The sequence below is a fragment of the Amycolatopsis sp. NPDC006125 genome (assembly GCF_040614195.1).
Taxonomy (GTDB): domain Bacteria; phylum Actinomycetota; class Actinomycetes; order Mycobacteriales; family Pseudonocardiaceae; genus Amycolatopsis_E; species Amycolatopsis_E tucumanensis.
In genome coordinates, this window is sequence record NZ_JBEXTZ010000108.1 from 1 (window position 1) to 25,646 (window position 25,646).

Consider the following 25,646-nt stretch of genomic DNA (forward strand, 5'->3'; position numbering starts at 1 on the left):
CTTGTCAAGGCACGCTTTCCCGCCTTGACAAGCCTGCTCGGCGACTGAAACACAATCAGGCATCGGGGGCGGGGGTGGTCGGAAGGTGACCGTTCGAGCGCCGTGAGGCGCTTTTCGCGCGACAGCGCGGGTTTAAAGATCAAGAGATGTCCTCGCCGGACGGGCAGGCTCCGGGATTACCAGGGGTTGGGTGCCTCGTCTCACCTTGGCGGGGTGGTCGCCGGGTGGTCATCCCGTCGCCTTCCGGTTTGTGCATATCACCTTGAGCCAGGGCCGCAAGCTTTGTGTTCTCGGCTGCCGGACCCAGCGAGGGTTGCGGCCCTGGCTCAAGGTGATCGTTGCGTGTCAGGCGACGGGATGACCACCCAGCTTCGGTTTTGTTCAAAGATGGCGCTATGCGCCTGTTTTCCACAGGTGTGCGTAGTGGCCGTTCGCTGCCAACAACTCTTCGTGGGTGCCTTGTTCGACGATTCGTCCGTGGTCCAGCACCACGATGCGGTCCGCGCGAGAGGCTGTCGCCAGGCGGTGTGCCACCACGAAAGTCGTGCGGCGCTTGGCCACCGTTTCCGTTGCGGCGAGGACCGTGGCTTCCGCGGACGGGTCCAAGGCGGCCGTCGCCTCGTCGAGTAGCAGCACGTCCGGGTCCACCAGTTCCGCGCGGGCCAGTGCGACCAGTTGCCGCTGCCCCGCGGACAACGATCGGCCCCGTTCGCCCACCGGCTGGTGGAAGCCCTGCGGCAGGGCGGCGATCGCGTCCACCGCGCCGACCGCGCGCACCGCGGCTTCGACCTCCGCGTCCGACGCGGACGGGTTGCCGTACCGGACGTTGTCGGCCACGGTGCCGGAGAACAGGTGCGCCTCCTGCGGCACGACGCCCATCCGTCGGTGCAGCCCGGCCAGGTCGTAGTCCCGGACGTCGACCCCGTCGATGCTCACCTTGCCGCTCGTCGCGTCGTAGAACCGCGCCGCCAGTTTGACCACTGTGGACTTACCGGCGCCGGTCGCGCCGACCAGGGCGACCGTTTCGCCCGGCGACACCTTCAGCGAAACATCAGCCAGCGCGAGGGATTCTGTGCCGGTGTAGGAAAAGTCGACCGCGTCGAAGGCGACCTCGCCGCGCAGGCGCTCGGGCACCGGCACCGGGTCCACGGGCGGCGGCACCGACGTCGGCGTCCGCAGCAGGTCGCCGATCCGCTGCAGGCCGACCTTCGCCTGCTGGTACCCGTCGAACACCGACGACAACTGCTGGATCGGCGAGAAGAACAGGTTCAGGTACAGCAGGAACGCCAGCAGCACACCGACCGCCAACGTCCCGTCCGCGACCCGGTTCGCGCCCGCCACCAGCACGACCGCCTCCGCCACCCCGGACAGCAGTGTCACGAACGGGAAGTACGTCGCCACATACCGCTGGGCGCGCAGGCGCGACCGGCGGTACGCGTCGCTCCGAGACGCGAAGTCCTCGGCCGACCGCTCCTCCCGGCTGTACGCCTGCGCGACCCGCAGACCGCTCACGTTCTCCTGCATGTCGGCGTTCACGGCGCTGACCTTCTCCCGCGCCTCGGTGTACGCCGCGCTGGACAGGCGCCGGAAGATGACCGTCGCGATCACCAGCACCGGCACCACGGACAACGCGTACAACGCCAGCGACACGTCGGTGATCAGCAGCGCCCCGGTGATCCCGACCAGCGTCAGCGCGCTGATCACCGCCTGCGCGACACCGGTCTGCAGGAACGTCGACAACGCGTCCACGTCCGTCGTCATCCGGGTCATGATCTTGCCGGACAGCTCGCGCTCGTAGTAGTCGAGCCCGAGCCGCTGCAGGTGCGCGTAGCTGCGCACGCGCAGCGAGTACAGCACCGTCTCACCGGCCCGCGCGGTGATCCGCGTCTGCGCCGCGATCACGAACCAGTCCATCGCGATGATGAACGCGCCGATCCCGGCGCACAGCCACACCACCCACGGCAGCCCGGGCCGCACGCCGTGGTCGACGCCCTGTTGGTACAGCGCGGGCAACGCGATCGACGCCGCGGCGTCCAGCCCGACCAGCAGCACGGCGGCGATCAACAGCCCGCGCACCGGACGCAGCGCCGAACCCAGCCGGAACCCGGGATCCGGCGCGGTCACCGAATCCGGATCCAGCGCGGGCTTGTCCTTGGCGGGCGGCAGCTTGCGCACGCCCTCCAGCAGTTCGGCCGTCGGCGGCGCGTTGAGCGCGCTGCTCGCGCCCATGCCCCCGCTGCCCGGCATCGGCGCCGGCGCGTTCCGCTGCTGCGCCGCCTCGGCCAGCTCGTCGACCGCGTCCCGCTCGCCGGTCTCCGGCCAGAGTGCGGGCGTGGTCCCGGTTTCCGGGCTCGCCACGCAGTCGCGCTTGTGCACGTTCTCCACACCCTCGCCGGGCCCGGCGATCAGCTCGCGGAACAGCTCGCAGCGCTCCGCCAGCTCGTCGTAGGTGCCGACGTCCACCACCCGGCCCGCGTCGAGCACCGCGATCCGGTCGGCCAGCGACAAGGTGGACTTGCGGTGCGCGATCAGCAACGTCGTGCGCGTCGCGGTGACCGAGCGCAGCGTCTCGTAGATCGCCGCCTCGGTGACCGTGTCCACCGCGGACGTCGCGTCGTCCAGGATCAGCACCCGCGGATCGGTCAGCAGCGCCCGCGCCAGGCCCAGCCGCTGCCGCTGACCGCCCGACAGCGTCAGGCCGCGTTCACCGACCTGGGTGGCGTAGCCGTCCGGCAGCTCGGAGATGAACTCGTGTGCCTCGGCCGCCTTCGCCGCGGCGATCACCTCCTCGTCGCTGGCGTCCGGGCGGCCGTAGGCGATGTTGTCGCGGATGGACGTGGAGAACAGGAACGCCTCCTCGAACACCACGCCGATCGCCTGGCGCAGATCCGCCAGCTTCACGTCCCGCACGTCGCAGCCGCCCAGCCGCACACTGCCCGAGTGCGGGTCGTAGAAGCGGGGCAACAGCAACGAGATCGTCGACTTGCCGGAACCCGCGGTGCCGACCAGCGCCAGCGTCTCGCCGGGTTCCGCACGCAGGCTCAGCCCGTCCAGCACCGGTTCCGAGCGCGTGTAGCCGAATCGCACGTCGTCCAGGTCGATGCCGAGCGGGCCGTCCGGCAGCGGCTTCGGCTCGGCCGGATCGGTGACCTCCGGCTGGGCGTCCACCAGCTCGTAGACGCGTTCCGCGCCGGCGCGGGTCAGCTGGGCCTGCACCACCAGCGCCGACATCATGCGCGCAGGCCCGATCAGGCCGGACACGTAGCTGGCGAACGCGAGGAACGTGCCGAGCGTGACCTGCCCGTTGAGCGCCAGGATGCCGCCGAAGGCCAGCACCGCGACCTGCCCCGCCGCGGGCAGCGCGGACGTCGTCGCCGTGGGCACCGCGGCCAGCCGCGCCGCGCGCAGCCGCTCCGCGAACAGCCGCCGCGCGGTCTTCTCCAGCCGCGCGACTTCGCGGGCCTCCTGCCCGAAACCCTTCACGACGCGGACTCCGGTGACGGTCTCCTCGACGTGCTGCGCCAGGTCCGCCGCCCGTTGCTGCGCCGACCAGGTGGCCGGGAACAGGCGCTTGCGGGCCATGCCCGCGACGATCGCGACCGCGGGCACCACGATCAAGGCGATCACCGTCAGGCCGGGTGACATCCACAGCATCGCGGCGACCGAGAACACGGCGAACACGACCGAGCCTGCCGACAGCGGCACCACGAACAACAGCGACACGACGAGCTGCAGATCGGTGATCGCCCGCGACACCACCTGACCGGTGCGCAGCGAGTCCTGCTTGCCACCGTCCAGCCGGGACACCGAGTCGAACACCCGCTGGCGCAGGTCGTGCTGCACGTCCAGCGCGAGCCGCCCGCCCAGGTAGCGGCGGACGAACGCGGTGCCGAACATGAGCAGCTGCACGCCGATCAGCCCCGCGACCAGCAGGCCGAGCCGCCCGGTCTGCGAGGCCACCGCGTCGTCCACGGCGACCTTCACCAGCAGCGGGCTCGCGGCCTGCAGGCCGACGCTGAACACCGCCGCGGCGAGCGACGAGACGACCAGGACCGGATGGCGCCAGCAGGCCGCGGCCAGCCGGCGGATCCATCCGGTCCCGGGGTTTTCGACAGTGCGTGGTGGTGCGACAGTCACCACGCCAGGTTATGCGCGTGTGCGCCTAGGTGATGTCTCGGCGCTGGTTGGAGGCCCAGCCGCCGACGAAGAACACCAGCGTCCAGGCCAGGAACACCAGCGCGGCGGCCCACCACGAGATCAGGCCGGGCGCACCGGCCGAGAGCTGCAGGCCCAGCTTGTCCCAGTGCTCGACACCACCCGGCAGGTTGATCGAGTCGATGCCGAACGCCTCCGCGGCGACACCGCCGACGATGCCGTTCGCGGTGCTGTTCGGCAGGATCGCGCCCAGCACGTCGGTGGTGTTCCACATCGCGATGACCAGCACGTTCTCCACGATCAGGAAGTACCCGATCAGCAGGATCACGGCCAGCACGACCTTGTTCAGCACCGCGCCGAACCCGATGCCGAACAAGGTCACCAGGATGTAGGCGAGCACGGTGGCGCCGAACGCCGCGAGCCACTGACCGCCGGTGGGCAGCCGGTCGCTGTCCACGGTGATGGCCGTCGCCAGCGCTGACACCGCGAAGCTGAGCAGACCGTAGAGCGCGCCCCACAGGATGTAGGTGATCATCTTCGCGGTCAGCGCGGACACCCGGTTGGGCGCGGTCAGGAACGTCGTGGTGATCGTCTTGCTGTTGTACTCGCCGGCCAGCGCGAACACGCCGAAGATCGCCGGGACCAGCTGCGCGATGTTCACGCCGTGCGCGATGCTCAGCAGCCCGACCGGCAGCGCGTCGGCGGACACCCCGGCCTGCTCGGCGATGATCCGCGCGGTGCCGGAGCCGATCCAGTCGGCGAAGTCGTTGGTGATCTTGCCCCACGCGAACGACATCCAGAACGCGACCAGCACCAGCGGGATGATCAGGATCCACCAGGTGTTGAGGCTGAGCGTCTTGCGGAACTCCGCCTTGATCAACCGGCCCATCAGCCCTGTCCTCCCCAGCCGCCGTGCCCCTGCTGCGGCGGTGCTTGCTGGTACTGCTGCTGCGGTGGGTATCCCGGTGGCGGCGGGCCGCCCCAGCCGCCCTGCTGCGGCGGCTGGCCGTACGGCTGCTGCGGCGCCCCCGCGTACTGCGGGCTGGTCAGCTGGAAGAACAGCTTCTCCAGGTCCGCCCGCTCCTCCTCGATCCCGTACACCGCGATCCCGGACTTCGCGACCAGGTCGCCGATCTGCTGGCGCGTCGCGCCGACCACCGCGACGCGCCCGTCCGGCGTCGGCTCCACCTGCGTGAAGCCGGCCTCCTGAAGCGCTTTCACCAGAGCGTTCGCGTCCGCCGCCTGCACCAGCACCCGCGACTGCTGGCTGCTGCGCAGCTGGTCCAGCGGGCCGTAGTAGCGCGTGACGCCGTGGCTGATGATGACGACCTGGTCGATCGTCTGCTCCACCTCGGACAGCAGGTGGCTCGACACCAGCACGGTGCGGCCTTCGCGGGCGTAGGCGCGCAGGAAGTTGCGCAGCCACACGATGCCCTCCGGGTCGAGGCCGTTCGCCGGCTCGTCCAGCACCAGCACCTGCGGGTTGCCGAGCAGCGCGGTCGCCAGCGCGAGCCGCTGCCGCATGCCGAGCGAGAAGCCGCCCGCGCGGCGGTCCGCGGCGCCGGAGAGCCCGACCAGGCCCAGCACCTCCTCGACGCGGTTGTCCGGCGCGCCGATCGCCGCGGCGTACACCTTCAGATGGTTCCGCGCGGTGCGTTTGGGGTGGAAGCCCTCGTTCTCCAGGACCGCGCCGACGACCTGCGCCGGGTTGCCCAGCTGCTGGTACGGGCGGCCGTTGATGGTGGCGACACCGGCGGACGGCGTGACCAGGCCGAGCAACATGCGCAGCGTGGTGGTCTTCCCGGCGCCGTTCGGGCCGAGGAAGCCGGTGACCGAGCCGGGACGGACCTCGAAGCTCAGGTTCTGCACCGCGGCGACCGGCCCGAAGTGTTTGCTCAGGTTCTGCACGAATATCCGGCCGCTGCCGTCGTGTTGCATGCGCGCCCCTCCCGGCCCGGTGAACTTGATCGCGGGCACATAGTGCCCTACTCACGTCCGGTTCAACCCGTCCGGGTGCCGTGTGTCGGGGAGGGTGCGCACAAAGGGGCGGCCCGCTCAACCAGCCTGGGGGTCACTGGGAGCGGGCCGCCACGTACAAGCTTAGGTGGTATCCCCGGACTTCGCTTACGCGGGGGCCCATGTTGGTCTGAAAAGTTCTTCACACGTTCGGTGCTGGGGTGGGCGGTCCCTGACGCGGGACCGCCCACCGGGGTCAGGCGAGGACGTCGGCCAGCGGCGTGTGCGGCAGGTCGTGTGCCTGCGCGACAGGGCCGTTGACCAGGGCGCCGTCGTGCGCGTTGAGGCCGAGCGAGAGCGGGCCGTTGGCGCGCAGCGCGGCCTGCCAGCCGTGGTCGGCCAGCTGGACGGCGTAGGGGAGTGTGACGTTGGTCAGGGCGTAGGTGCTCGTGCGCGGAACCGCGCCGGGCATGTTCGCCACGCAGTAGAAGACGGACTCGTGCACGGTGTAGGTCGGGTCGTCGTGCGTCGTCGGGTGCGAGTCGGCGAAGCACCCGCCCTGGTCGATCGCGATGTCCACGAGCACGCTGCCCGGCTTCATGCGCGCGACCAAATCGGTGGAGACGAGTTTCGGCGCCCGCGCGCCGGGCACCAGCACCGCGCCGATCACCAGGTCGGCCTCCAGCACGGCCTGCTCGACGGCGAACGCGTTCGAGGCGACGGTGCGGATGCGGCCGGCGAAGTCGTGGTCGATCTGGCGCAGGCGGTCCACGTTGGTGTCCAGGATCTCGACGTCCGAGCCGAGGCCGAGCGCGATGCGCGCCGCGTTGAGGCCGGCGACGCCGCCGCCGATCACGACCACCCGCGCCGGGTGCACGCCGGGCACCCCGCCGGGCAGCACGCCGCGGCCGCCGCTGGGCTTCATCAGGGAGTGGGCGCCGACCTGCGGGGCGAGCCGCCCGGCGACCTCGGACATCGGCGCCAGCAGCGGCAGCGCGCCGCTGGGCTGCTGCACGGTCTCGTACGCGATGGCGGTCGTGCCCGCGTCCAGCAGGGCCTGCGTCAGCGGGCGGTCCGCGGCGAGGTGCAGGTAGGTGAACAGCACCTGGTCGCGACGCAGCCGGGGGTACTCCTCGGCGACCGGCTCCTTGACCTTGAGGACCATCTCGCCCTCCGCCCAGACGTCGTCGGCGGTGGCGAGGATCTTCGCGCCCGCGGAGACGTACTCGTCGTCGCTGATGGCGGACCCGATGCCGGCGCCGGCCTCGATGAAGACCTCGTGACCCCGCGCCGTCAGTTCGTGCACCCCGGCCGGGGTCACGGCGACGCGGTACTCGTGCTTCTTGACCTCGCGGGGGACGGCGATGCGCACTGCTTCCTCCTGCATCCGTGGACGTGGTGCTGACCACGGTGAACCACCCGGATGGCGGTGTCATCGTGCCTCGCCGACAATTCTCCGCCGCTCGGGTGGTGCCCGCAGGACAAGGCCTTGACCTCCACCTTGGTCGAGATCCCAGGATGATCTCCATGAGAGCGGTGTGGTTGAGGGAGTTCGGCGGGCCCGAGGTGCTCGTCGCCGGTGATGCGCCGGATCCGGTGCCCGGTCCCGGGCAGGTGCTCGTGGGTGTGACGTTCGCCAACACGACCTTCGTGGAGACGCAGTTCCGGGCGGGGCTGCCCGGGCCGTTTCGCGCGGAGCCGCCGGTGATCCCGGGCAACGGGGTCGGCGGGGTGGTGCTGTCCGGGCCGGATGAGCTGGTGGGCGCGCGGGTGGTGACGAGCCTGAACGGGTCGGGCGGGTACGCCGAGCGCGTCGTGGTGGACGCGGCGGCGCCGTTCCGCGTGCCGGACGGCCTGGCGCTGGACGACGCGGTGGCGTTGCTGGCCGACGGCCGGACCGCGACGGCGCTGATCCGCGCGGCGGGCGTGTCGGCGGGCGAGCGGGTGCTGGTGGAGGCCGCCGCGGGTGGCGTGGGGAGCCTGCTGGTGCAGCTGGCGCGCAACGTGGGCGCGACGGTGATCGCGGCGGCAGGCGGCTCGCGCAAGACGGCGGTGGCCCGCGACCTCGGGGCGGATCTGGTGGTCGACTACACGCAGCCGGACTGGGCCGCGCGGGTCGGCCCGGTGGACGTCGTGTTCGACGGCGTGGGCGGCGCGATCGGGGCGGCCGCGTTCGGTCTGGTGCAGCGCGGCGGGCGGCACTTCAGCTACGGCCTGGCGAGTGGCGCGTGGACGGAGGTGTCCGAGGAGGAGGCCGCCGCGCGGGGCGTGGTGTTGCACCGGGGCCCGCTGGGCAGCCCGGCCGACCTGCGGGCCGCCACCGAGTGGGTCTTGGCCGAAGCCGCCGCCGGCCGGGTGAAACCGCTTGTGGGACAACGCTTCCCGCTGGACCGGGCCGCCGACGCGCACCGGGCGATCGAAAACCGCGCGACGATCGGCAAGACGCTGCTGGAGGTGTGACCCTCAGGCGGGGCGGGCGTCGGCGGTGTCCCCGACCGCCACCACCCCGGCGCGCGTCACGCGCATGATCACGCCGAACTTGTTGGCGTGCCGGTCGATCAGGTGGGTCTGCAACTCCGGCCACCGCTCCCGGCCGGAGGGCTCCCAGCTCGGCACGGCGCAGCGGATGCACGGTCCGGCGTGGTCACCGGTCACCTCCAGCGACACCTCGCCGACGTCGAGCGTCGTCCCGGTGGTCCAGTCCTCCTCGGCGAAGGCGGGGGCGTCGGTGGTCAGGTGGATGTTCGGGCGGAAGCGGTGGAGTTCGACGGGCTTGCCGAGCTCCGCCGCGAGCGCTGCCAGCGACGCCTCGAACGTGACCAGCACGGTGGGGCCGCGGTCCTGCTGCCCGTCCGCCGCGCGCAGCTCCACCGGCATTCCGAACGACCCGGTGAGCGCGTCCACCAGGCCGGGCTCGTCCCAGGACCAGGACCGGCCGTCCGGCGCGCGCAGCATCGGGGGCTTCGGCGGGTCGATCACGTCGGCGCCGTACTCCGCGCCCCAGGTGAGCATCGGCGGGTTCTGGCGCACCGTCAGCACCTTCCCGCGGCGCTTCTCCCGCCCGTCGACCAGCGCGTGCGCCCGGTCGCCCGCCATGCCCCGCCCGTCGAAGCGCGCGGCGCGGACCTCCTCGCCCCGCAACGACTTCACCGGCCAGCGGTGCAGCCCGGCAACCGACCCCTCGAACACGGAAACCCTCCTACGACCAGCGCACGGCGACCAGCTGGACCAGCAATGCTAACCGGACATCCGGGTCGTCCAGGTCGAGCGGGACGAGTTCGAGCACGCGCCGCATGCGGTACCGGAACGTGTTGGGGTGGATCCGCAACGCCTGCGCCGCCGAGCGCGGGTCCCCGGGGTGGCGCAGCCACTCGTAGAGCGTGTCGACGTAGCCCGTGCCGTTGATCCGGTCGTACTCGCGGAGCTGTTCGAGCGGACCGAGTTCGGCGACGCCCGCCGCGGCCGCCGCCGAAGCCGTGCGGTGCAACGCGAGCGCCGTCCACAGGCCGTCGAAGCTGCCGGACGGCCCCTCGATCACGCCGGCGCGCAGCAGGCTCAGCGTCTCCTCCGCCTCGGCGCGTGATCGCGGCAGCTCGCCGATCTTGACCGCGCTGCCTGCCGCGACCCGTGGCGCGCCGCGGGACGGGTCGGCCAGCGACGGCCAGTCCGCGCCATCGGGCACGACTGTGTAGAGCAGCCCGCCGAGTTCCGTCGCGATCGGACGGCGCCCGATGCCCAGCGACATCCGTTCCATCAAGGCCAGCCGCAGGCCTTCGTCGTCGCCGGGGGTGTCGACGACGACCACGCGGTGCGGTTCGTCGGTCAGCTCCAGTTCGGCGATCGCGGCGCGCGGACCGGCTTTTCCCTCCAGGACGGCACGCAGCAGTTCGGCCGACGCGCGCCGCCGGGCGTCGGCGTGGGCCCGGCGTCGGAGGAGGTGCAGCGCGACGACCGGCGCGGTGTCGGCGAACGCGGCGGCGCGCTCGTCGGACACCGGCCCACGCACCACCGCCCACATCGAGCCGAGCAGTTCGCCGCCCATCCGGATGGGCACGATGAGCCGCGGCAGCGTGCCGTCCCGTTGCTCCGGAACGAAAATCGTCTGCCTGCCGCGGGACAGTTCGCGGAACACGCCGCGGGAGCGGAACTTCGCGAGGACGTCGTCGGGGATTCGGCGGCCCATGATGGTGGACACGCGCGCCGGGTCGGTTATGTCCTGCCGCGCCGAGTAGGCGAGCACGCGGGAATTGGTGTCCTCGATCGTCACCGGAGCGTCGACGACCGCCGCGACCGCGTCCGCGAGCCGGAACAGGTCCGCCGAGGCGGGATCCCCCTCCAGCGACTCGGGTTCCTCCGCGGCGGCGTCCAGCACGGTGCGCAGCAACCACACCAGCTGGGCCCACGCGGTAGCCGCGCGAACTTCGATGAGGGCGACGCCTGCCGCCTTCGCCGCCCGCCGGACCGGCGGTTTCCGCGCGACCGGTGGCTTGAGCAGCACCGCGGCGGCGCCGGCCGCCGCGCTGTGCCGGATGAGCTCGACCCCGGCGGCCGGGTCGTTGATGGCGACGCCGAGGACCAGGTCGCCCGCCGCGAGCTGGGCGGGCGCCCCCGGCTCGGCGATCACCACGTCCGCGACCGCGGGGCAGGGGTCGGGCAGCTGGACCGCGTGCAGCAACGTCGGCCCCACCCGGTCGACCACGCTGCGGACGGACACCATTTCCGCAGGATACGGCTCGACGGCGGGCGAGTGGCGGCGCGAGTGGCTCCCGCGCCGCCACTCACGGCTACCTGCTCAGCACCCGGGCCAGCACGTCCCACAACGTGGCGGCCGGGTCGGCGGCGGCGCCGGGGCTCCGCCACGCCACGATCCCGTCCGGCCGCACCAGGCTGGCGCCGCCGTCGCCCAACCCGAACCGCGCGCGGAACACGCCCGTGGGGTCGTCGAAATCGGTGCCGCACTCCCGGTACTCCAACGCGATGCCCGTCTCCGCACGCACCTCCGCGACCGCGTCGCGCCAGCCGCCGGTGCCGAAGACGACCCAGCCGTGGCCGAGGAAGTCCCAAGTGGAGCCGGTCGCGGTGGGGACGTGCGGCGCGCGGAACCCGGGACGGCCGGACGGCTCCACCGGGTTCTCCAGCAGGTCGTCGTCCTCGGCCAGCACCGCGCCCGACCGGTAGCGGAATCCCAGCGTGAGCGCCATCTGGTCGACCGGCGGGGCCACCCCGGTCAGGTCGAGGTCCGGCACCATCCGCTCCTTCGCGTTGTGCAGCGAAGTGCTGACCACCATCTCCGCGATCGGCTTGCGCTCGGCTTCGTAGCTGTCCAGCAGCCCGGGCCCGGCGTCGCCGCGGAGCACCGCGGCCAGCTTCCACGCGATGTCGTGCCCGTCGCCGACCGCGGTGTTCCCGCCCATGCCGCCGGTCGGCGGCGTGACCTTGGCGGCGTCGCCGACCAGGAACACCCGGCCCGCGGCGAACCGGTCGGCGACCCGCGCCGCCATCTCCCACGCGCCCGTCCACTGGATCTTCGGCTCCAGGTCCGGCAGATCGGTCGCCACCCGGATCAGGTGGACCAGCCGCTCCTCGGGGAAGTCGTCGGCCGTCTCACCGGGCCCGATGTCTACCGCGCACACGTACCGGCCGGGCACGTCGGTGTTCACCAGCGCGCCGGTGAACTCCGGGTGCTGCAGGTAGAACAGGTCGGTCACGCCGGGCAGCAGCCGGTCGCCGAGATCGGCGTCGAACACCACCCCGATCGACTGCGCGATCGCGCCGAGCCCGGAGGTCCCGATCCCGAGCGCCTCCCGGATCCGGCTCCGCCCGCCGTCCGCGGCCACCAGGTACGACGCGCGCACGGTCGTCTCCGAGCCGGCGCGGGAGCGCAGCACCGCGGTCACCCCGTCGGCGTCCTGCGTGAACGACACCAGTTCCGTCGAGAACCGCACGTCCGCGCCCGCCTCGCGCGCCCGCTCCAGCAGGATCGGCTCGACCACGTCCTGCCCGGCCATGCCCCACGGCGCCGCGGTCGCCGCGCTCAGGTCGCTCTCCCCGAGGTCCTCGACGATCCGGTGGAACACCGGTCCGCTCAGGCTCGCTGCGACGGTGATCCGCAGCCCCTGCGAGGCACGCTCGCTGACGCCGAGCACCTTCCGGTCGATCCCGGCGAACCGGTACAGCTCCATCGTCCGCGGCGTCTGCCCGGACGCCCGCGGGTGCAGCGACGTGCCGGGGTGCCGTTCCACCGTCAGCACGTTCACCCCGCCGAGCGCCAGGAACACGCTCGCGGACAGGCCACCCAGCCCGGCCCCCACGACCAGGACGTCGACTCGTTCCATGGTTCCTCCTCACTGTGGAAATCCCGTTCGCCAAGTATCTTAGAAACTAAGAGATTAAGCAAGCGAGGAAAATCCACAGCGTGGGAACCGGTTGGGATGGTTGATCCGTTTTGACTAACTTCGGAGGCGGCGCCTTCCGCTGAACAGCCCACGCACCAAGGAGAACGACGATGACCGAGTCGCAGGCCTGGTCCTTCGAGACCAAGCAGATCCACGCCGGCGCGAGCCCCGACCCGGCCACGGGCGCCCGCGCGACCCCGATCTACCAGACGACGTCGTACGTCTTCCGCGACAGCCAGCACGGTGCCGACCTGTTCAGCCTCGCCGAGCCGGGCAACATCTACACCCGCATCATGAACCCGACCCAGGACGTCCTCGAGCAGCGCCTCGCCGCGCTCGAAGGCGGCGTGGCCGCGCTGGCGTTCGCGTCCGGTTCCGCGGCCACCACGGCGGCGATCCTGAACGTCGCCAACGCCGGCGACCACATCGTGTCCGGCGCGAAGCTGTACGGCGGCACCTACAACCTCTTCCGCTACACCCTGCCGAAGCTGGGTGTCGAGGTGTCGTTCGTCGAGCAGCAGGACGACCCGGAGCAGTGGCGGGCCGCCGTCCGCCCGAACACCAAGGCGTTCTTCGGCGAGACGCTCGCCAACCCGGGCAGCGACGTGCTGGACATCCGGGCGATCGCCGACCTGGCGCACGAGGTGGGCGTGCCGCTGATCGTGGACAACACCATCCCGACGCCGTACCTGCTGCGCCCGATCGAGCACGGCGCGGACGTCGTCGTCCACTCGGCCACGAAGTACCTCGGCGGCCACGGCACCACGGTCGCGGGCGTCCTGGTCGACGGCGGCACCTTCGACTTCGGCGCGCACGGCGACCGCTTCCCCGGCTTCACCGAGCCGGACCCCAGCTACCACGGCCTCAAGTACTGGGAGGCCCTCGGCCCCGGCGCGTACGCGGCGAAGGCCCGCGTCCAGCTGCTGCGCGACACCGGCGCGGCGATCGCGCCGCTGAACAGCTTCCTGATCCTGCAGGGCATCGAGACGCTGTCGCTGCGCGTCGAGCGGCACGTCAGCAACGCGAAGGCGCTGGCCGAGTGGCTGGAGCAGCGCGACGAGGTCGAGCGCGTCTACTACGCGAGCCTGCCGTCGAGCCCGCACTACAACCTGGCGCAGAAGTACCTGCCGCAGGGCGCCGGTGCGGTGCTGTCGTTCGAGCTGCGTGGCGGCGTGGAGGCCGGGCGGAAGTTCGTCGACGGCACCGAGCTGCACAGCCAGCTGGTTAACATCGGTGACGTGCGCAGCCTCATCGTCCACCCCGCCAGCACCACCCACAGCCAGCTCGGCCCGGAGGAGCAGCTCGCCAGCGGCGTCACGCCGGGCCTGGTGCGGCTCGCCGTCGGGCTGGAGGGCCTGGAGGACCTCAAGGCCGACCTCGAGGCCGGGTTCCGGGCGGCGAAGGCGGCCCTGTGACACAACCGTCCACTGTGGATCTGCCGCCTGCGACGGGTGCGTGGCGGGAGGGGGATCCACCGGGACGGCGGCAGTGGGCCGCAGGCGGACAGCTGCGGCTGGACGCCGGCGGCTCGCTGCCGGAGTACCGGATCGCGTACGAGACGTGGGGCACGCTGAACTCCGACGGCTCCAACGCGGTCCTGATCGAGCACGCCCTCACCGGCGACAGCCACGCCGCCGGTGAGGCCGGGCCGGGGCACCCCACGCCGGGCTGGTGGGACGGCCTGATCGGGCCCGGCCGCGCGCTGGACACCGACGAGCTGTTCGTCGTGGTGCCCAACGTGCTCGGCGGCTGCCAGGGATCGACCGGTCCGTCGTCGCCGGACCCGGACGGCCGGACGTGGGGGAGCCGGTTCCCGCGCATCACGATCCGCGACCAGGTCCGGGCCGAGTCCGTGGTGGCCGACCAGCTGGGTGTCGAGCGGTGGGCCGCGGTGCTGGGCGGGTCGATGGGCGGCATGCGGGCGCTGGAGTGGGCGGCGACGTTCCCGTCCCGGGTCGCGGCGTTGCTGGTGCTGGCCGCGCCCGCCGCGTCCTCGGCCGACCAGATCGCGTGGGCCGCGCCGCAGCTGCACGCGATCACGTCGGACCCGGGCTGGCGCGGCGGCGACTACCACGACGCGCCGCCGGGCGGGGGCCCGCACCGCGGGCTGGGCGTCGCGCGGCGGATCGCGCACGTGACCTACCGCAGCTCACTGGAGCTGGACCAGCGGTTCGGCCGGTCGCCGCAGGGCGAGGAGGACCCGTTCGACGACGGCCGCTACGCCGTGGAGTCCTACCTCGACCACCACGCGGACAAGCTGGTGCGCCGCTTCGACGCGGCCTCCTACGTGTGGCTGACGCGGTCGATGAACACGCACGACGTGGGCCGCGACCGCGGTGGCGTCGGCGCCGCGCTGGCCGGGGTGACCGCGCGCAGCGTGATCGCGGGCGTCGATTCCGACCGCCTCTACCCGATGCGGCAGGCGCACGAGCTGGCGGCGGGAATCCCGGGCGCGGGCGAGGCCGCGGAGATCACCTCGCCGTACGGGCACGACTCGTTCCTGATCGAGGTCGCGCAGGTGTCGGCGCTGGTGAAGGCGCTGCTGCACTGACCCCGGTCCGGTCGCGCCGGAACTCGCTCGGGTTGACGCCCCGGACCCGTTTGAACGCCGCGCTGAACCCGAACGGGTCGGCGTATCCGACGGAGCGCGCGATCTCGCCGATGGTCGCGGCTTCCTGCGCCACCAGCCGGTCGGCGGCGAGCGTCATGCGCCAGCGGGTCAGGTAGGTCAGCGGCGGTTCGCCCATCAGGTCGGCGAACCGCTTGGCCAGGGTCGACCGCGACACGCCGGTGCGCCGCGCCAGCGCGGCGACGGTCCACGGCGCCGCCGGCTCGGCGTGCAGCAGGCGCAGCGCGCGGCCGACCACCGGGTCGCGCTGCGCGGCCCACCACGCCGGGGGCTCGCCACCGGGCCGGTCGAACCACTCGCGCAGCGTGCAGACCAGCAGCCAGTCCAGCAGCCGGTCGAGCACGACCTGCTGGCCCGGCGCGTCGATGGCGACCTCGGCGGCGAGGTGGTCCAGCACGGGGTCGGAGGTGTCTCCGGTGCCGCCAACGCGCACCACGACGGGCAGCGCGTCCAGCAACCGGCGGCTGATCTCGCCGCGCACCGGGTAGGCGCCGACGATCAGCGTCGTCGCGCCGTCGCCGTGGGCGTGCCACCCGAGCCGGTACCGCGTCCCGCCCTGCTCGGGCGTCGCGCAGAACTCGCCACACGCGACCGGCTCGGCACGCGTGCCCGGCTCGTCGACGAAGGTGAAGGTCCCTGGTCCGCGCACGATGATCGTCTCGCGGGCGCGCAGCCGCTCGGGCCGGTGGTGTTCCGGCACGATCCAGCCCTCCCCGGTGAGCACCGTGCACAGGGTCAGCGGCGCGCCGTCCACGAAGTGCAGCTTCCACGGCGGGGACAGGGTCGTGCTGCCGAACAGCGAGCCGTGGGCGCGCACCCCGCGGATCAGATCGCTGAACACGTCCACGTCGACCAGGTTAGACGATCACACAGGTGATCCGGCCCTTCAGCCATGTGCTCGTCCGGGGTCGCGGTGTTCAATCGGGATCATGAGCGACAGTTCGCTGACCACCGACGACATCGAGTTCCTCCGCCGTCCCCTGCACGGGTTCCTGACCGTGGCCGCGGGCCCGGTCCCGCCGCAGCCGCGGCCCGTGTGGTTCGAGGCCGCCGACGACGGCACGATCCAGCTGTTCAGCATGCCGGACTCGCCCAAGTTGCGGCAGCTGCGCCGTGATCCGCGCGCCTCGATCGTGGTCGCCGCGCCGGTCGGTGAACGCGAGCGATGGGTGTCGGTCGCCGGCCGGGTCACGCTGGAACCGGATGGCGCGCGGGAGCTGAGCGCCCGCCTGGCCGCCCGTTACTGGGACCTCGACGACCCGGCCCGCGCCGCGGACCTCGCCGAGATCACGGCCGGAGAACTGGTCCGCATCGTCATCCACCCGGAGACCGTGCGCCGCTACCACTACTGACAGGCCGGTTCCGGACGTGCCGGCCCGCCGGAACCGGACCAGCGGCGGCCGGTCCGGCGCGGCGATCAGTCCCGGTCAGGTCAGCGCCTCGGAGATCCAGTCGGTGACCGGCAGGTCCCGCTCCAGGCACTCGGCCGACAGCCGCACCGTCCAGCGCAGCGCCTGCAGCGTCAGGCTGTCCACCTCTTCGCGGTTGGCGCTCGCCAGGGCGATCTCCACCTGCTCCGCGGCGGCCTCGGTGTTGCCGTGCACCTCCGCGAGCAGTGTCCGGACGGCGGTGCGCACCGGCGGGTCGGCCTGGTCGATCGACACCTCTTCACCGGTCTCGTCGAACACCTGCACCTTGACCGGGGCGCTGCCGCCGTCACCGAGCGTGGTCACCATCGTGCTGCACTCCTCGAACAGGAGCAGCATGAGCTCGCGCGTCTCGTCCCGGCTCGACGGGGCCACCTCGTCGAGCGCGTCGTCGTCTCGGCCGAGCTGCATCGCGACGAGAGCGCGCTGCGCCCGCGAGATCAGCTGCTGCCGGTCCTGGGTCACGGGATCTATCAAAGCCGGGGAAAGGCGTTCAACGGTAGTGGGAAAAACGAGTGACGCGATGATCACGCGGCGGACTGCAGCGCGCCGAGGGCGAGGCGCCGCAGCAGGACGGCCAGTTCGTCGTCGTCCAGATGGCGGTTGTACGGCGTGGAGTTGATCAACCCGAACACGGCGTGTGCCGCCGAGCGTGCCTGACGTTCCCCCACTCCGGGGACGGCATCGCGAATGACCTTCACCCATATCTCTACGTAACGACGCTGCAGGGCCCGCACCTGCTTGCGGTCGGCGTCGGTGAGGTTCGCGAGGTTGCGTTCCTGCACCGTGATCAGCGACGGGTGGGTGAGCGCGAAGTCGACGTGGAACTCGACCAGCTCCGCCAGCGCCTGCTGCGGGTCGGCGGTGGCGTCGACGCGCGCCCTGCCGCCGTCGAGGAGGTAGTGGCTGATCGAGTTCAGCATCTCCCCGAGCATCGCGTCCTTGCTGCGGAAGTGCCGGTACAGCGCGGGGCCGGAGATGCCGACGGCCGCGCCGATGTCGTCGATGCCGACGCCGTGGAAGCCGTGCCGAGCGAACAGCTCCGCGGCCGCGCTCAGGATCTCCTCGCGGCGGGTGGCCTTCTCGCCGGTGACCAGCGGTGTGGGACTCGTCGACACGTGAACATCTTATCGAGTCAGGTTAGCGAGCGCTAACGTCCGCCTCCTGTCACCTGTTGGTAGCCGAAAAGCCTACTAAAAGGGGCTCCCTCGTGAGCATTGCACCTGGTAATCGTTCATTGAGTTGATTACTCACGGAAGGTGGTCCCCGCTGTGCTGAGAACGCTTGCAACCACCGTCGTCGCGGCCCTGGCCACGATCGGCCTCACCACCGGGGTGGCGAACGCCGCCACTCTCGACTACGTCGCGCTCGGCGACTCCTACTCCTCCGGGGTCGGCGCCGGCAACTACCTGGACTCGTCCAGCTGCAAGCGCAGCTCGAACGCCTACCCGGTGCTCTACGCCGGGCAGACGTCGGCTTCGCTGAACTTCCAGGCGTGTTCCGGCGCGAAGACCTCGGACGTGCTGAACAACCAGGTGAGCGCGTTGTCCGGGGAGACCGACCTGGTGACGATCAGCGTCGGCGGCAACGACGCCGGGTTCGCGGGTGTCATGCAGGACTGCATCCTCGGCGGGGACTCGGGCTGCAAGACCGCGATCGACAACGCGAAGGCGTTCGTCAACGGCACGCTGCCGGGGCTGCTGGAGAAGACCTACGGCGAGATCCGGTCCCGCGCCCCGGAGGCGACGGTGATCGTGCTGGGCTACCCGCATTTCTACAAGATCGGCGGGTCCTGCTCGGTCGGGCTGTCCGACACCTCGCGCGGGTACATCAACAGCGGGGCCGACGCGCTCGACTCGGTGATCCAGAAGGAGGCCTCGGAGGCGGGATTCGCCTTCGCGGACGTGCGTCCGGCCTTCACCGGGCACGAGATCTGCTCCGGTTCGGCGTGGCTGCACAGTGTGACGTACCCGATCGACGAGTCCTACCACCCGACGGCGACCGGGCAGGCCCAGGGTTACTACCCGTCGCTGGTGGCGGCGCTGGGCTGACGTTTTCCGAAGGGGCGGCCGCGCGGTGCGGCCGCCCCCTTTCGTGTGGTCAGCCGTGCAGCGTGGGCCGGTAGATCAGCTCCTGGATGTGCCCGTCGAGCGTCCGGTGCTCGATGAGCTCCAAGTCGAAGTCGGCGCCGCCGGCGAAGATCGGGTCCAGCCCGGTCTTGGCGGTGATCACCGGGAAGAGCGTCACGTGCAGGCGGTCGACCAGGCCGGCGGCCATCAGCGCCCGGTTCAGCGAGAGGCTGCCGTGCGAGCGCAGCGGCGCCTCCGACTCCTCCTTGAGCCGCCTGATGACGTCGACGGCGTCGCCACTGACCACGGTCGCGTCCGGCCAGTCGAGCGGTTCCCGCAGCGTGGACGACACGATGGTGGCCGGCAGGCTCCGCATCCGGGTCACCCACGGGTCGCGGACGTCGGAGTCCTCGGTGCTCTCGGCCAGCATCTGCGTGAACGCCCGGTACGTGTTCGCGCCGAAGACGATCCGCGGCTCCTCGTCGTACAGGGCGAGACGGCGTTCCAGCAGCTCGGGGCCCTGTTTGCCCCAGTAGCCGGTCCAGTCGCCGCCGGCCGCGCCGAAGCCGTCGAGGCTGGTGAAGACGTCGAATGTGTAGGTCGCGGTCATGGTGTCCTCCTCGTCTCTCACTGCCACGTCGGACGAGCCCACCACGATTCGACACCCTCGTGTGCCCGAATCTGGACATCGCACGTTAGTAGTGGTTAACATCGACCCGAACGTTAACGACTACTAACCACGTCCGGCGTCGGATGAGGAGGGTCATGGACTTCCCGGTGCTCGGCACCTCCGCGGACCCGCGAAGCGAGCAGTACGCCCGGAACGCGACCGCGCACGCGGAGCTGGTCGAGGATCTGCGCAAGCGCTTGGCGGCCGCCCGAACGGGTGGCCCCGAGAAGGCGCGTGCCCGGCATGTGGAACGCGGCAAGCTCCTGCCGCGGGACCGCGTCGACGCGCTGCTCGACCCGGGCTCGCCGTTCCTGGAGCTGTCGCCCCTGGCCGCCAACGGGCTGTACGACGACGAGGCCCCCGCCGCCGGCATCATCACCGGCATCGGGCGGGTCTCCGGCCGCGAGTGCGTCATCGTCGCCAACGACGCGACCGTCAAGGGCGGCACCTACTACCCGATGACGGTCAAGAAGCACCTGCGTGCGCAGGAAGTCGCCCTGCACAACAACCTGCCGTGCATCTACCTGGTCGACTCGGGCGGCGCGTTCCTGCCAAAGCAGGACGACGTGTTCCCGGACCGCGAGCACTTCGGCCGCATCTTCTACAACCAGGCGACCATGTCCGCGCGCGGGATCCCGCAGATCGCGGCCGTCCTCGGCTCCTGCACCGCCGGTGGCGCGTACGTCCCGGCGATGAGCGACGAGGCCGTCATCGTCCGCAACCAGGGCACGATCTTCCTCGGCGGCCCGCCGCTGGTGAAGGCCGCGACCGGCGAGGTCGTCACGGCCGAGGAGCTGGGCGGCGGGGACGTGCACGCCCGCCAGTCCGGTGTCACCGACCACCTCGCCAACGACGACGCGCACGCCCTGTCGATCGTCCGCAACATCGTCGCCACCCTCGGCCCGCGCAGCCCGCGCCCGTGGGAGGTCCGCCAGGTCGAGGCGCCCGCGGTCGACCCGGAGCAGCTCTACGGCGTCGTGCCCACCGACTCGCGCACCCCGTACGACGTGCGTGAGGTCATCGCGCGCATCGTCGACGGCAGCCGCTTCAACGAGTTCAAGAAGGAGTACGGCGCCACCCTGGTCACCGGCTTCGCGCACATCCACGGCCACCCCGTCGGCATCGTCGCGAACAACGGCGTCCTGTTCGCCGAGTCGGCCATGAAGGGCGCGCACTTCATCGAGCTGTGCGACAAGCGCTCGATCCCGCTGGTCTTCCTGCAGAACATCAGCGGGTTCATGGTGGGCAGGGATTACGAGGCGGGCGGCATCGCCAAGCACGGCGCGAAGATGGTCACCGCCGTGGCGTGCGCCCGGGTGCCGAAGCTGACCGTCATCATCGGCGGCTCGTTCGGCGCGGGCAACTACTCCATGTGCGGGCGGGCGTACTCGCCCCGCTTCCTGTGGATGTGGCCGAACGCCCGGATCTCGGTGATGGGCGGTGAGCAGGCCGCGTCGGTGCTGGCGACCGTGCGCCGCGATTCGATCGAGAGCCGCGGCGGCGAGTGGCCCGCCGAGGAGGAAGAGGCGTTCAAGGAGCCCATCCGCCGCCAGTACGAGGAGCAGGGCAGTCCCTACTACTCGACCGCGCGGCTGTGGGACGACGGCGTGATCGACCCGGCGGACACCCGCACGGTGCTCGGGCTCGCGTTGTCGGTCGCGGCGAACGCGCCGCTGGAACCTGTCAGCTACGGCGTCTTCCGGATGTGAGGGGCATGTTCGACACAGTCCTCATCGCCAACCGCGGCGAGATCGCGGTTCGCGTCATCAGCACCCTGCGGCGCCTGGGCATCCGCTCGGTCGCGGTCTACAGCGACGCCGACGCCGACGCGCGGCACGTGCACGAGGCCGACACCGCGATCCGCATCGGGCCCGCCGAGGCGACCCGCAGTTACCTGTCCATCCCGGACATCGTGCGCGCCGCCGTGGATTCCGGAGCGCAGGCCGTCCACCCCGGTTACGGGTTCCTCGCGGAGAACGCCGAGTTCGCCGCCGAGTGCGAGAAGGCCGGGCTGGTGTTCATCGGCCCGCCGGTGAGCGCGATCGACGCCATGGGCGACAAGATCCGGGCCAAGGCCACGGTGTCCGCCGCCGGCGTGCCCGTGGTGCCCGGCCTGTCCGATGTGGACGACTTCGCGAAGGCGGCCGACGAGGTCGGCTACCCGTTGCTGCTCAAGCCCTCCGCGGGCGGCGGCGGCAAGGGCATGCGGCTGGTCACCGAGCCCGGCGAGCTCGCGGCCGCGGTCGAGTCCGCGCAGCGCGAGGCCCGCTCGGCCTTCGGGGACGACCGGCTGCTGCTGGAGCGGTTCGTCACCACCCCGCGGCACATCGAGATCCAGGTGCTCGCCGACACCCACGGCACGGTCCTGCACCTGGGCGAACGCGAGTGCAGCCTGCAGCGGCGGCACCAGAAGATCGTCGAGGAGGCGCCGTCGGTGCTGCTCGACGAGGAGACCCGGGCGCGGATGGGCGCGGCCGCCGTCGAGGCCGCCCGCTCGGTCGGCTACGTCGGCGCGGGCACCGTCGAGTTCATCGTCTCCGCGCGCAAGCCGGACGAGTTCTTCTTCATGGAGATGAACACCCGGCTGCAGGTCGAGCACCCGGTGACCGAGATGGTGACCGGACTCGACCTCGTCGAATGGCAGGTGCGGGTCGCCGCGGGCGAGCCGCTTTCCCTGACTCAGGACGACATCCGCCTCAACGGGCACGCCGTCGAGGCCCGCGTCTACGCGGAGGACCCGGCGCGCGGGTTCGTCCCGACCGGTGGCACCGTGCTGGCGCTCGACGAGCCGCGCGGGCAGGGTGTCCGGGTCGACTCCTCGCTGGCCGAGGGCTCGGTGGTCGGCTCGAACTACGACCCGATGCTGGCGAAGGTCATCGCGTGGGGTCCGGACCGGGCGTCCGCGCTGCACCGGCTGGACCGGGCGCTGGCCGGGACGTCCGTGCTGGGTGTGCCGACGAACGTGACGTTCCTGCGCGCCCTGCTCGCCGATCCGGACGTGCAGGCCGGGAAGCTGGACACCGGCCTCGTCGAACGGCGCCTGGACGAGCTGGTCGAGTCGGCCGTGCCGGACGAGTTCTTCGTCGCCGCCGCGATGGACCGGCTGCTCGGGCTGGTGCCGGAGGACACCTCCGACCCGTGGGCGGTGCCCAGCGGGTGGCGCCTCGGCGGGCCGGGCGGCGTCACGTTCCGGTTGCGTGCCGGGGACGCCGAAGCGCTCGTCACGATCGAGGGTCCGCCGGACGCCGCGCAGGTCACTGTGGACGGTGGCGAGCCGATCCCGGTTTCCGCGCGGCGCGACGGGAACCGGCTCGAAGTGCACTACGACGGCGAGTTCCGCCGGTACCTGCGGGCCGATGCGCCGCAGGACCGGGTGTGGCTCGGCCGGGACGGGCACGGCGTGGTGGTCGGCGAGCGGCCCAACCTGCTCGCCACGCACGGCGACGCGAGCGAGGCGGGCCCGGTGGTGAGCCCGATGCCCGGCACGGTGCTGGTGGTCAAGGTCGCGCAGGGCGACGTGGTGAGCGCGGGCGCGCCGCTGCTGGTCGTCGAGGCGATGAAGATGGAACACACGCTGGTCGCCCCGGTCGACGGCGTGGTCGAGGAACTCCGCGTCCAGGTGGGCCAGCAGGTGGCCCTCGACGAGACGCTCGCGGTGGTCAAGGAGCAGAAATGATCGACTTCCGGCTCGGTGAAGAGTACGAGGCGCTGCGCAAGAGCGTGCACGACTTCGCGCAGAAGGAGGTCGCGCCCGTCATCGGCGGCTTCTACGAGCGCGAGGAGTTCCCGTACGAGATCGTGCGGGGCATGGCGCGGATGGGCCTGTTCGGGCTGCCGTTCCCGGAGGAGTACGGCGGCATGGGCGGCGACTACTTCGCGCTGTGCCTGGCGCTGGAGGAGCTCGCGCGGGTCGACTCGTCGGTGGCGATCACGCTCGAAGCCGGCGTGTCGCTCGGCGCGATGCCGTTGTTCCGCTTCGGTTCCGCGGAGCAGAAGGAGAAGTGGCTGCCGTCGCTGTGCTCCGGGGAGGCGCTGGGCGCGTTCGGGCTCACCGAGCCCGGCGGTGGTTCGGACGCGGGCGCGACCCGCACCACGGCGAAGCTGGACGGCGACGAGTGGGTGATCAACGGCAGCAAGTCGTTCATCACCAACTCCGGCACCGACATCACCCGGCTGGTCACCGTCACCGCGGTGACCGGGGAGAAACCGGGCGGTGGCAAGGAGATCTCGGCGATCATCGTGCCGTCCGGCACGCCCGGGTTCACGGTGGCGCCGAAGTACTCGAAGGTCGGCTGGAACGCCTCGGACACCCACGAGCTGTCCTTCGACGACTGCCGGGTGCCCGCGGAGAACCTGCTCGGCGAGCGCGGCCGCGGGTACGCGCAGTTCCTGTCCATCCTGGACGAGGGCCGGGTCGCCATCGCCGCGCTCAGCGTCGGGCTGGCGCAGGGCTGTGTGGACGAGTGCCTGCGGTACGCGGGGGAGCGGGAGGCGTTCGGGCACCGCATCGGCGAGTACCAGGCGATCCAGTTCAAGATCGCGGACATGGAGGTGCGCGCGCACACCGCCCGGCTGGCCTACTACGCCGCGGCGTCGAAGATGCTGCGTGGTGAGCCGTTCAAGAAGGAGGCCTCGATCGCGAAGCTGGTCGCCTCGAACGCGGCGATGGACAACGCCCGCGACGCGACGCAGATCTTCGGCGGCTACGGGTTCATGAACGAGTTCCCGGTCGGACGGTTCTACCGGGACGCGAAGATCCTCGAGGTGGGTGAGGGCACGAGCGAGGTGCAGCGGATGCTCATCGCCCGTGAGCTGGGTCTTCGCTGAATCCGGTGAACTGAGGCAACCTGCCGCGCCCCCTGCGCGTGTACCGCCCGGACGGGCCGGGACGGCTGAGCAGGGGGCGCGGTGGACGAGGATTTCGCGGAGTTCGTGCGGGCGGCGTTGCCCGGGCTGCTCCGTTACGGTCACTTGCTGACCGGCAACCCCCATGACGCGGCCGACCTGGTGCAGATCGTCCTGGAGAAGATCGGCGTCCGGTGGGGGACGTTGCGCGGTGCGGAGAGCCCGCTGCCGTACGTGAAGCGCGCCATGGCGAACACGCACGTCAGCAGGTGGCGCAGCAGGCGGCGGGAGAGCCTGGTCGCCGACATCCCGGAACCGCCTCCCTACACCCCGCCCGACCGGCTCGAGAACGAGCCGTTGTGGCAGGCGCTCGCGGCCTTGCCGCCGCGGCAGCGGACCGTCGTCGTGCTCCGGTACTACGAGGGGCTGTCCGAAGCCGAGATCGCGGATGCGATGCGGATCAGCCCCGGGACGGTGAAGAGCCAGGCCAGCAAGGCGCTGGCCAGCCTGCGCGGGAAGCTGGGGAGCCTGGTGGGGGTGGGTGACGAGTGGTGAACCTCGAGGACGAACTGAGCCGGCTGTTCGAGGATGAGCGCCTCGACGTGCCCGTCCGGCCCGGCGCGGAGCTGCTGGTGGTGGCCGGCGCCCGGCGACGCCGGCACCGGCGCAACGCGGGGGCGGCGACCGGCGGGGCGTTGACGCTGGTCGCGGTCGCCGCGGTGGGCATCGCCCTGTCCGGCGTGGGTGGTGGCCGCACGGATACGCTGCCCGCGACGAACCTCCCGGTGACGACGATCGCGACGAGCGCCGGCCCGGAGTCGGGTCTGCCGCCGGTCCCGACCAGCTCCAGCGTGCCGCCGCCGCAGTCGTCGACGGGGGTGACGAGCGTGCCGAGCGTGACGGGTTCGCACAGCGCCCCCGACAGCCCTTCGCGGAGTTCCAGCACGCCGACCGGATCGGCGCAACGCCCGGCGTCCACCGACCCGACGATCGGCCCCACCGGCTGGGGCAGGCTCGTGCTGGGCATGAGCGAGGCCGACGCGGTGGCCACCGACGAGTTCGACATGAGCGAGGGCTACTCGGGCAGCCCGTGCCACCGGTACTGGCTACGCGGCGGCGGAAGCCCGGTCGACATATCACCCACCTACGGGGTGGCGCGCATCAGCGCGAAGCCCGGGGTGACCACACCGGAGGGAATCGGAGTCGGCTCGACGGACGCCGAAGTGATGGCGGCCTACCCCAACGCGACGACCGCCAACTACGTCATCACCGCACCAGTGCCAGGCAACCCGAAAGCGGTGTACGTGTTCAACACGGACCCATCGCAAAAGATCTTCGCCCTACGCCTGGAACTGACAACACACAACTGCTGAGGACAACCCGCCGCCCGGCAACGCAAAGCAAGCGACTACCCCAACCAGACCTCCCCCGCCCCCGATCCACAGCCGATCTTTAGTCGCCGACCAGGCTTGTCAAGGCACGCTTTCCCGCCTTGACAAG

General features: G+C 71.6%; 21 protein-coding genes. 10 read left to right on the forward strand and 11 right to left on the reverse strand.

What is annotated here, in order from left to right:
* Window positions 1-393 precede the first annotated feature (393 nt).
* The 4 genes from ABZ193_RS36380 to ald form a co-directional block, all read right to left on the reverse strand.
* The gene (locus tag ABZ193_RS36380; protein ID WP_354713104.1) at window positions 394-4,140 is read right to left on the reverse strand and encodes an ABC transporter ATP-binding protein; all 3,747 of its coding nucleotides are present in this window, start codon (window positions 4,138-4,140) and stop codon (window positions 394-396) included.
* 22 nt (window positions 4,141-4,162) lie between these two features.
* Window positions 4,163-5,044 (reverse strand): ABC transporter permease, encoded by an 882-nt coding sequence (locus ABZ193_RS36385; protein ID WP_020420476.1) that lies wholly within the window; start codon window positions 5,042-5,044, stop codon window positions 4,163-4,165.
* The gene (locus tag ABZ193_RS36390) at window positions 5,044-6,093 is read right to left on the reverse strand and encodes an ABC transporter ATP-binding protein (RefSeq protein ID WP_027936222.1); all 1,050 of its coding nucleotides are present in this window, start codon (window positions 6,091-6,093) and stop codon (window positions 5,044-5,046) included. The genes ABZ193_RS36385 and ABZ193_RS36390 overlap by 1 nt, the downstream gene beginning before the upstream one ends.
* A gap of 274 nt (window positions 6,094-6,367) precedes the next feature.
* On the reverse strand, window positions 6,368-7,483 hold the full coding sequence (gene ald / locus ABZ193_RS36395) for an alanine dehydrogenase (RefSeq protein ID WP_020420474.1): 1,116 nt from the start codon (window positions 7,481-7,483) through the stop codon (window positions 6,368-6,370).
* Window positions 7,484-7,638: 155 nt separating this feature from the next.
* Between ald and ABZ193_RS36400 the strand changes: the two genes are divergently transcribed.
* A complete protein-coding gene (locus ABZ193_RS36400; protein WP_354713107.1) occupies window positions 7,639-8,571 on the forward strand; it encodes a zinc-binding dehydrogenase in 933 nt (310 codons plus the stop codon).
* Between the two features lie 3 nt (window positions 8,572-8,574).
* Here ABZ193_RS36400 and ABZ193_RS36405 read toward each other — a convergent pair whose 3' ends face one another.
* The 3 genes from ABZ193_RS36405 to rdmE form a co-directional block, all read right to left on the reverse strand.
* Window positions 8,575-9,300 (reverse strand): MOSC N-terminal beta barrel domain-containing protein, encoded by a 726-nt coding sequence (locus ABZ193_RS36405; protein WP_354713109.1) that lies wholly within the window; start codon window positions 9,298-9,300, stop codon window positions 8,575-8,577.
* A gap of 10 nt (window positions 9,301-9,310) precedes the next feature.
* On the reverse strand, window positions 9,311-10,828 hold the full coding sequence (locus tag ABZ193_RS36410) for a helix-turn-helix domain-containing protein (protein ID WP_020420471.1): 1,518 nt from the start codon (window positions 10,826-10,828) through the stop codon (window positions 9,311-9,313).
* Window positions 10,829-10,895: 67 nt separating this feature from the next.
* The gene (rdmE, locus tag ABZ193_RS36415; protein WP_354713111.1) at window positions 10,896-12,446 is read right to left on the reverse strand and encodes an aklavinone 12-hydroxylase RdmE; all 1,551 of its coding nucleotides are present in this window, start codon (window positions 12,444-12,446) and stop codon (window positions 10,896-10,898) included.
* 170 nt (window positions 12,447-12,616) lie between these two features.
* On the opposite strand from rdmE, the gene ABZ193_RS36420 reads away from it, so the two are divergent.
* On the forward strand, window positions 12,617-13,921 hold the full coding sequence (locus tag ABZ193_RS36420) for a bifunctional o-acetylhomoserine/o-acetylserine sulfhydrylase (protein WP_020420469.1): 1,305 nt from the start codon (window positions 12,617-12,619) through the stop codon (window positions 13,919-13,921).
* Window positions 13,918-15,057 carry a homoserine O-acetyltransferase gene (locus ABZ193_RS36425; RefSeq protein WP_235716222.1) on the forward strand — a complete coding sequence of 380 codons (1,140 nt, stop codon included), beginning with the start codon at window positions 13,918-13,920 and terminating at the stop codon, window positions 15,055-15,057. Before ABZ193_RS36420 ends, ABZ193_RS36425 begins: the two co-directional genes overlap by 4 nt.
* On the opposite strand, the gene ABZ193_RS36430 is transcribed toward ABZ193_RS36425, so the two are convergent.
* Window positions 14,978-15,982, reverse strand: a complete 1,005-nt coding sequence (locus tag ABZ193_RS36430; protein WP_354713113.1) for an AraC family transcriptional regulator — start codon at window positions 15,980-15,982, stop codon at window positions 14,978-14,980. The two genes, ABZ193_RS36425 and ABZ193_RS36430, sit on opposite strands and share 80 nt — an antisense overlap.
* 82 nt (window positions 15,983-16,064) lie before the next feature.
* Here ABZ193_RS36430 and ABZ193_RS36435 point away from each other — a divergent pair, with 82 nt between their 5' ends.
* The gene (locus ABZ193_RS36435) at window positions 16,065-16,487 is read left to right on the forward strand and encodes a pyridoxamine 5'-phosphate oxidase family protein (protein WP_237340023.1); all 423 of its coding nucleotides are present in this window, start codon (window positions 16,065-16,067) and stop codon (window positions 16,485-16,487) included.
* A 75-nt stretch (window positions 16,488-16,562) separates the two neighbouring features.
* On the opposite strand, the gene ABZ193_RS36440 is transcribed toward ABZ193_RS36435, so the two are convergent.
* Both ABZ193_RS36440 and ABZ193_RS36445 read right to left on the reverse strand, forming a co-directional pair.
* A complete protein-coding gene (locus ABZ193_RS36440; protein ID WP_235716223.1) occupies window positions 16,563-16,973 on the reverse strand; it encodes a hypothetical protein in 411 nt (136 codons plus the stop codon).
* A 116-nt stretch (window positions 16,974-17,089) separates the two neighbouring features.
* Window positions 17,090-17,680, reverse strand: coding sequence for a TetR/AcrR family transcriptional regulator (locus ABZ193_RS36445; RefSeq protein WP_354713116.1), 591 nt, complete (start codon window positions 17,678-17,680; stop codon window positions 17,090-17,092).
* A gap of 153 nt (window positions 17,681-17,833) precedes the next feature.
* On the opposite strand from ABZ193_RS36445, the gene ABZ193_RS36450 reads away from it, so the two are divergent.
* Window positions 17,834-18,613: an SGNH/GDSL hydrolase family protein gene (locus ABZ193_RS36450; RefSeq protein WP_354713118.1), complete on the forward strand. Its 780-nt coding sequence runs from the start codon at window positions 17,834-17,836 to the stop codon at window positions 18,611-18,613.
* Between the two features lie 49 nt (window positions 18,614-18,662).
* On the opposite strand, the gene ABZ193_RS36455 is transcribed toward ABZ193_RS36450, so the two are convergent.
* On the reverse strand, window positions 18,663-19,241 hold the full coding sequence (locus ABZ193_RS36455; RefSeq protein ID WP_237340022.1) for a dihydrofolate reductase family protein: 579 nt from the start codon (window positions 19,239-19,241) through the stop codon (window positions 18,663-18,665).
* Window positions 19,242-19,396: 155 nt separating this feature from the next.
* On the opposite strand from ABZ193_RS36455, the gene ABZ193_RS36460 reads away from it, so the two are divergent.
* From ABZ193_RS36460 to ABZ193_RS36480, 5 genes are all read left to right on the forward strand, one after another.
* On the forward strand, window positions 19,397-21,010 hold the full coding sequence (locus ABZ193_RS36460; protein ID WP_017984665.1) for a carboxyl transferase domain-containing protein: 1,614 nt from the start codon (window positions 19,397-19,399) through the stop codon (window positions 21,008-21,010).
* A 5-nt stretch (window positions 21,011-21,015) separates the two neighbouring features.
* A complete protein-coding gene (locus tag ABZ193_RS36465; protein ID WP_020420461.1) occupies window positions 21,016-22,977 on the forward strand; it encodes an acetyl/propionyl/methylcrotonyl-CoA carboxylase subunit alpha in 1,962 nt (653 codons plus the stop codon).
* Entirely contained in the window at window positions 22,974-24,128 is a 1,155-nt protein-coding gene (locus tag ABZ193_RS36470) for an acyl-CoA dehydrogenase family protein (RefSeq protein ID WP_020420460.1), read from the forward strand. The genes ABZ193_RS36465 and ABZ193_RS36470 overlap by 4 nt, the downstream gene beginning before the upstream one ends.
* 81 nt (window positions 24,129-24,209) lie before the next feature.
* Window positions 24,210-24,701, forward strand: a complete 492-nt coding sequence (locus tag ABZ193_RS36475) for a SigE family RNA polymerase sigma factor (protein ID WP_020420459.1) — start codon at window positions 24,210-24,212, stop codon at window positions 24,699-24,701.
* Window positions 24,698-25,519 (forward strand): hypothetical protein, encoded by an 822-nt coding sequence (locus tag ABZ193_RS36480; protein ID WP_354713122.1) that lies wholly within the window; start codon window positions 24,698-24,700, stop codon window positions 25,517-25,519. The genes ABZ193_RS36475 and ABZ193_RS36480 overlap by 4 nt, the downstream gene beginning before the upstream one ends.
* Window positions 25,520-25,646: the final 127 nt, after the last annotated feature.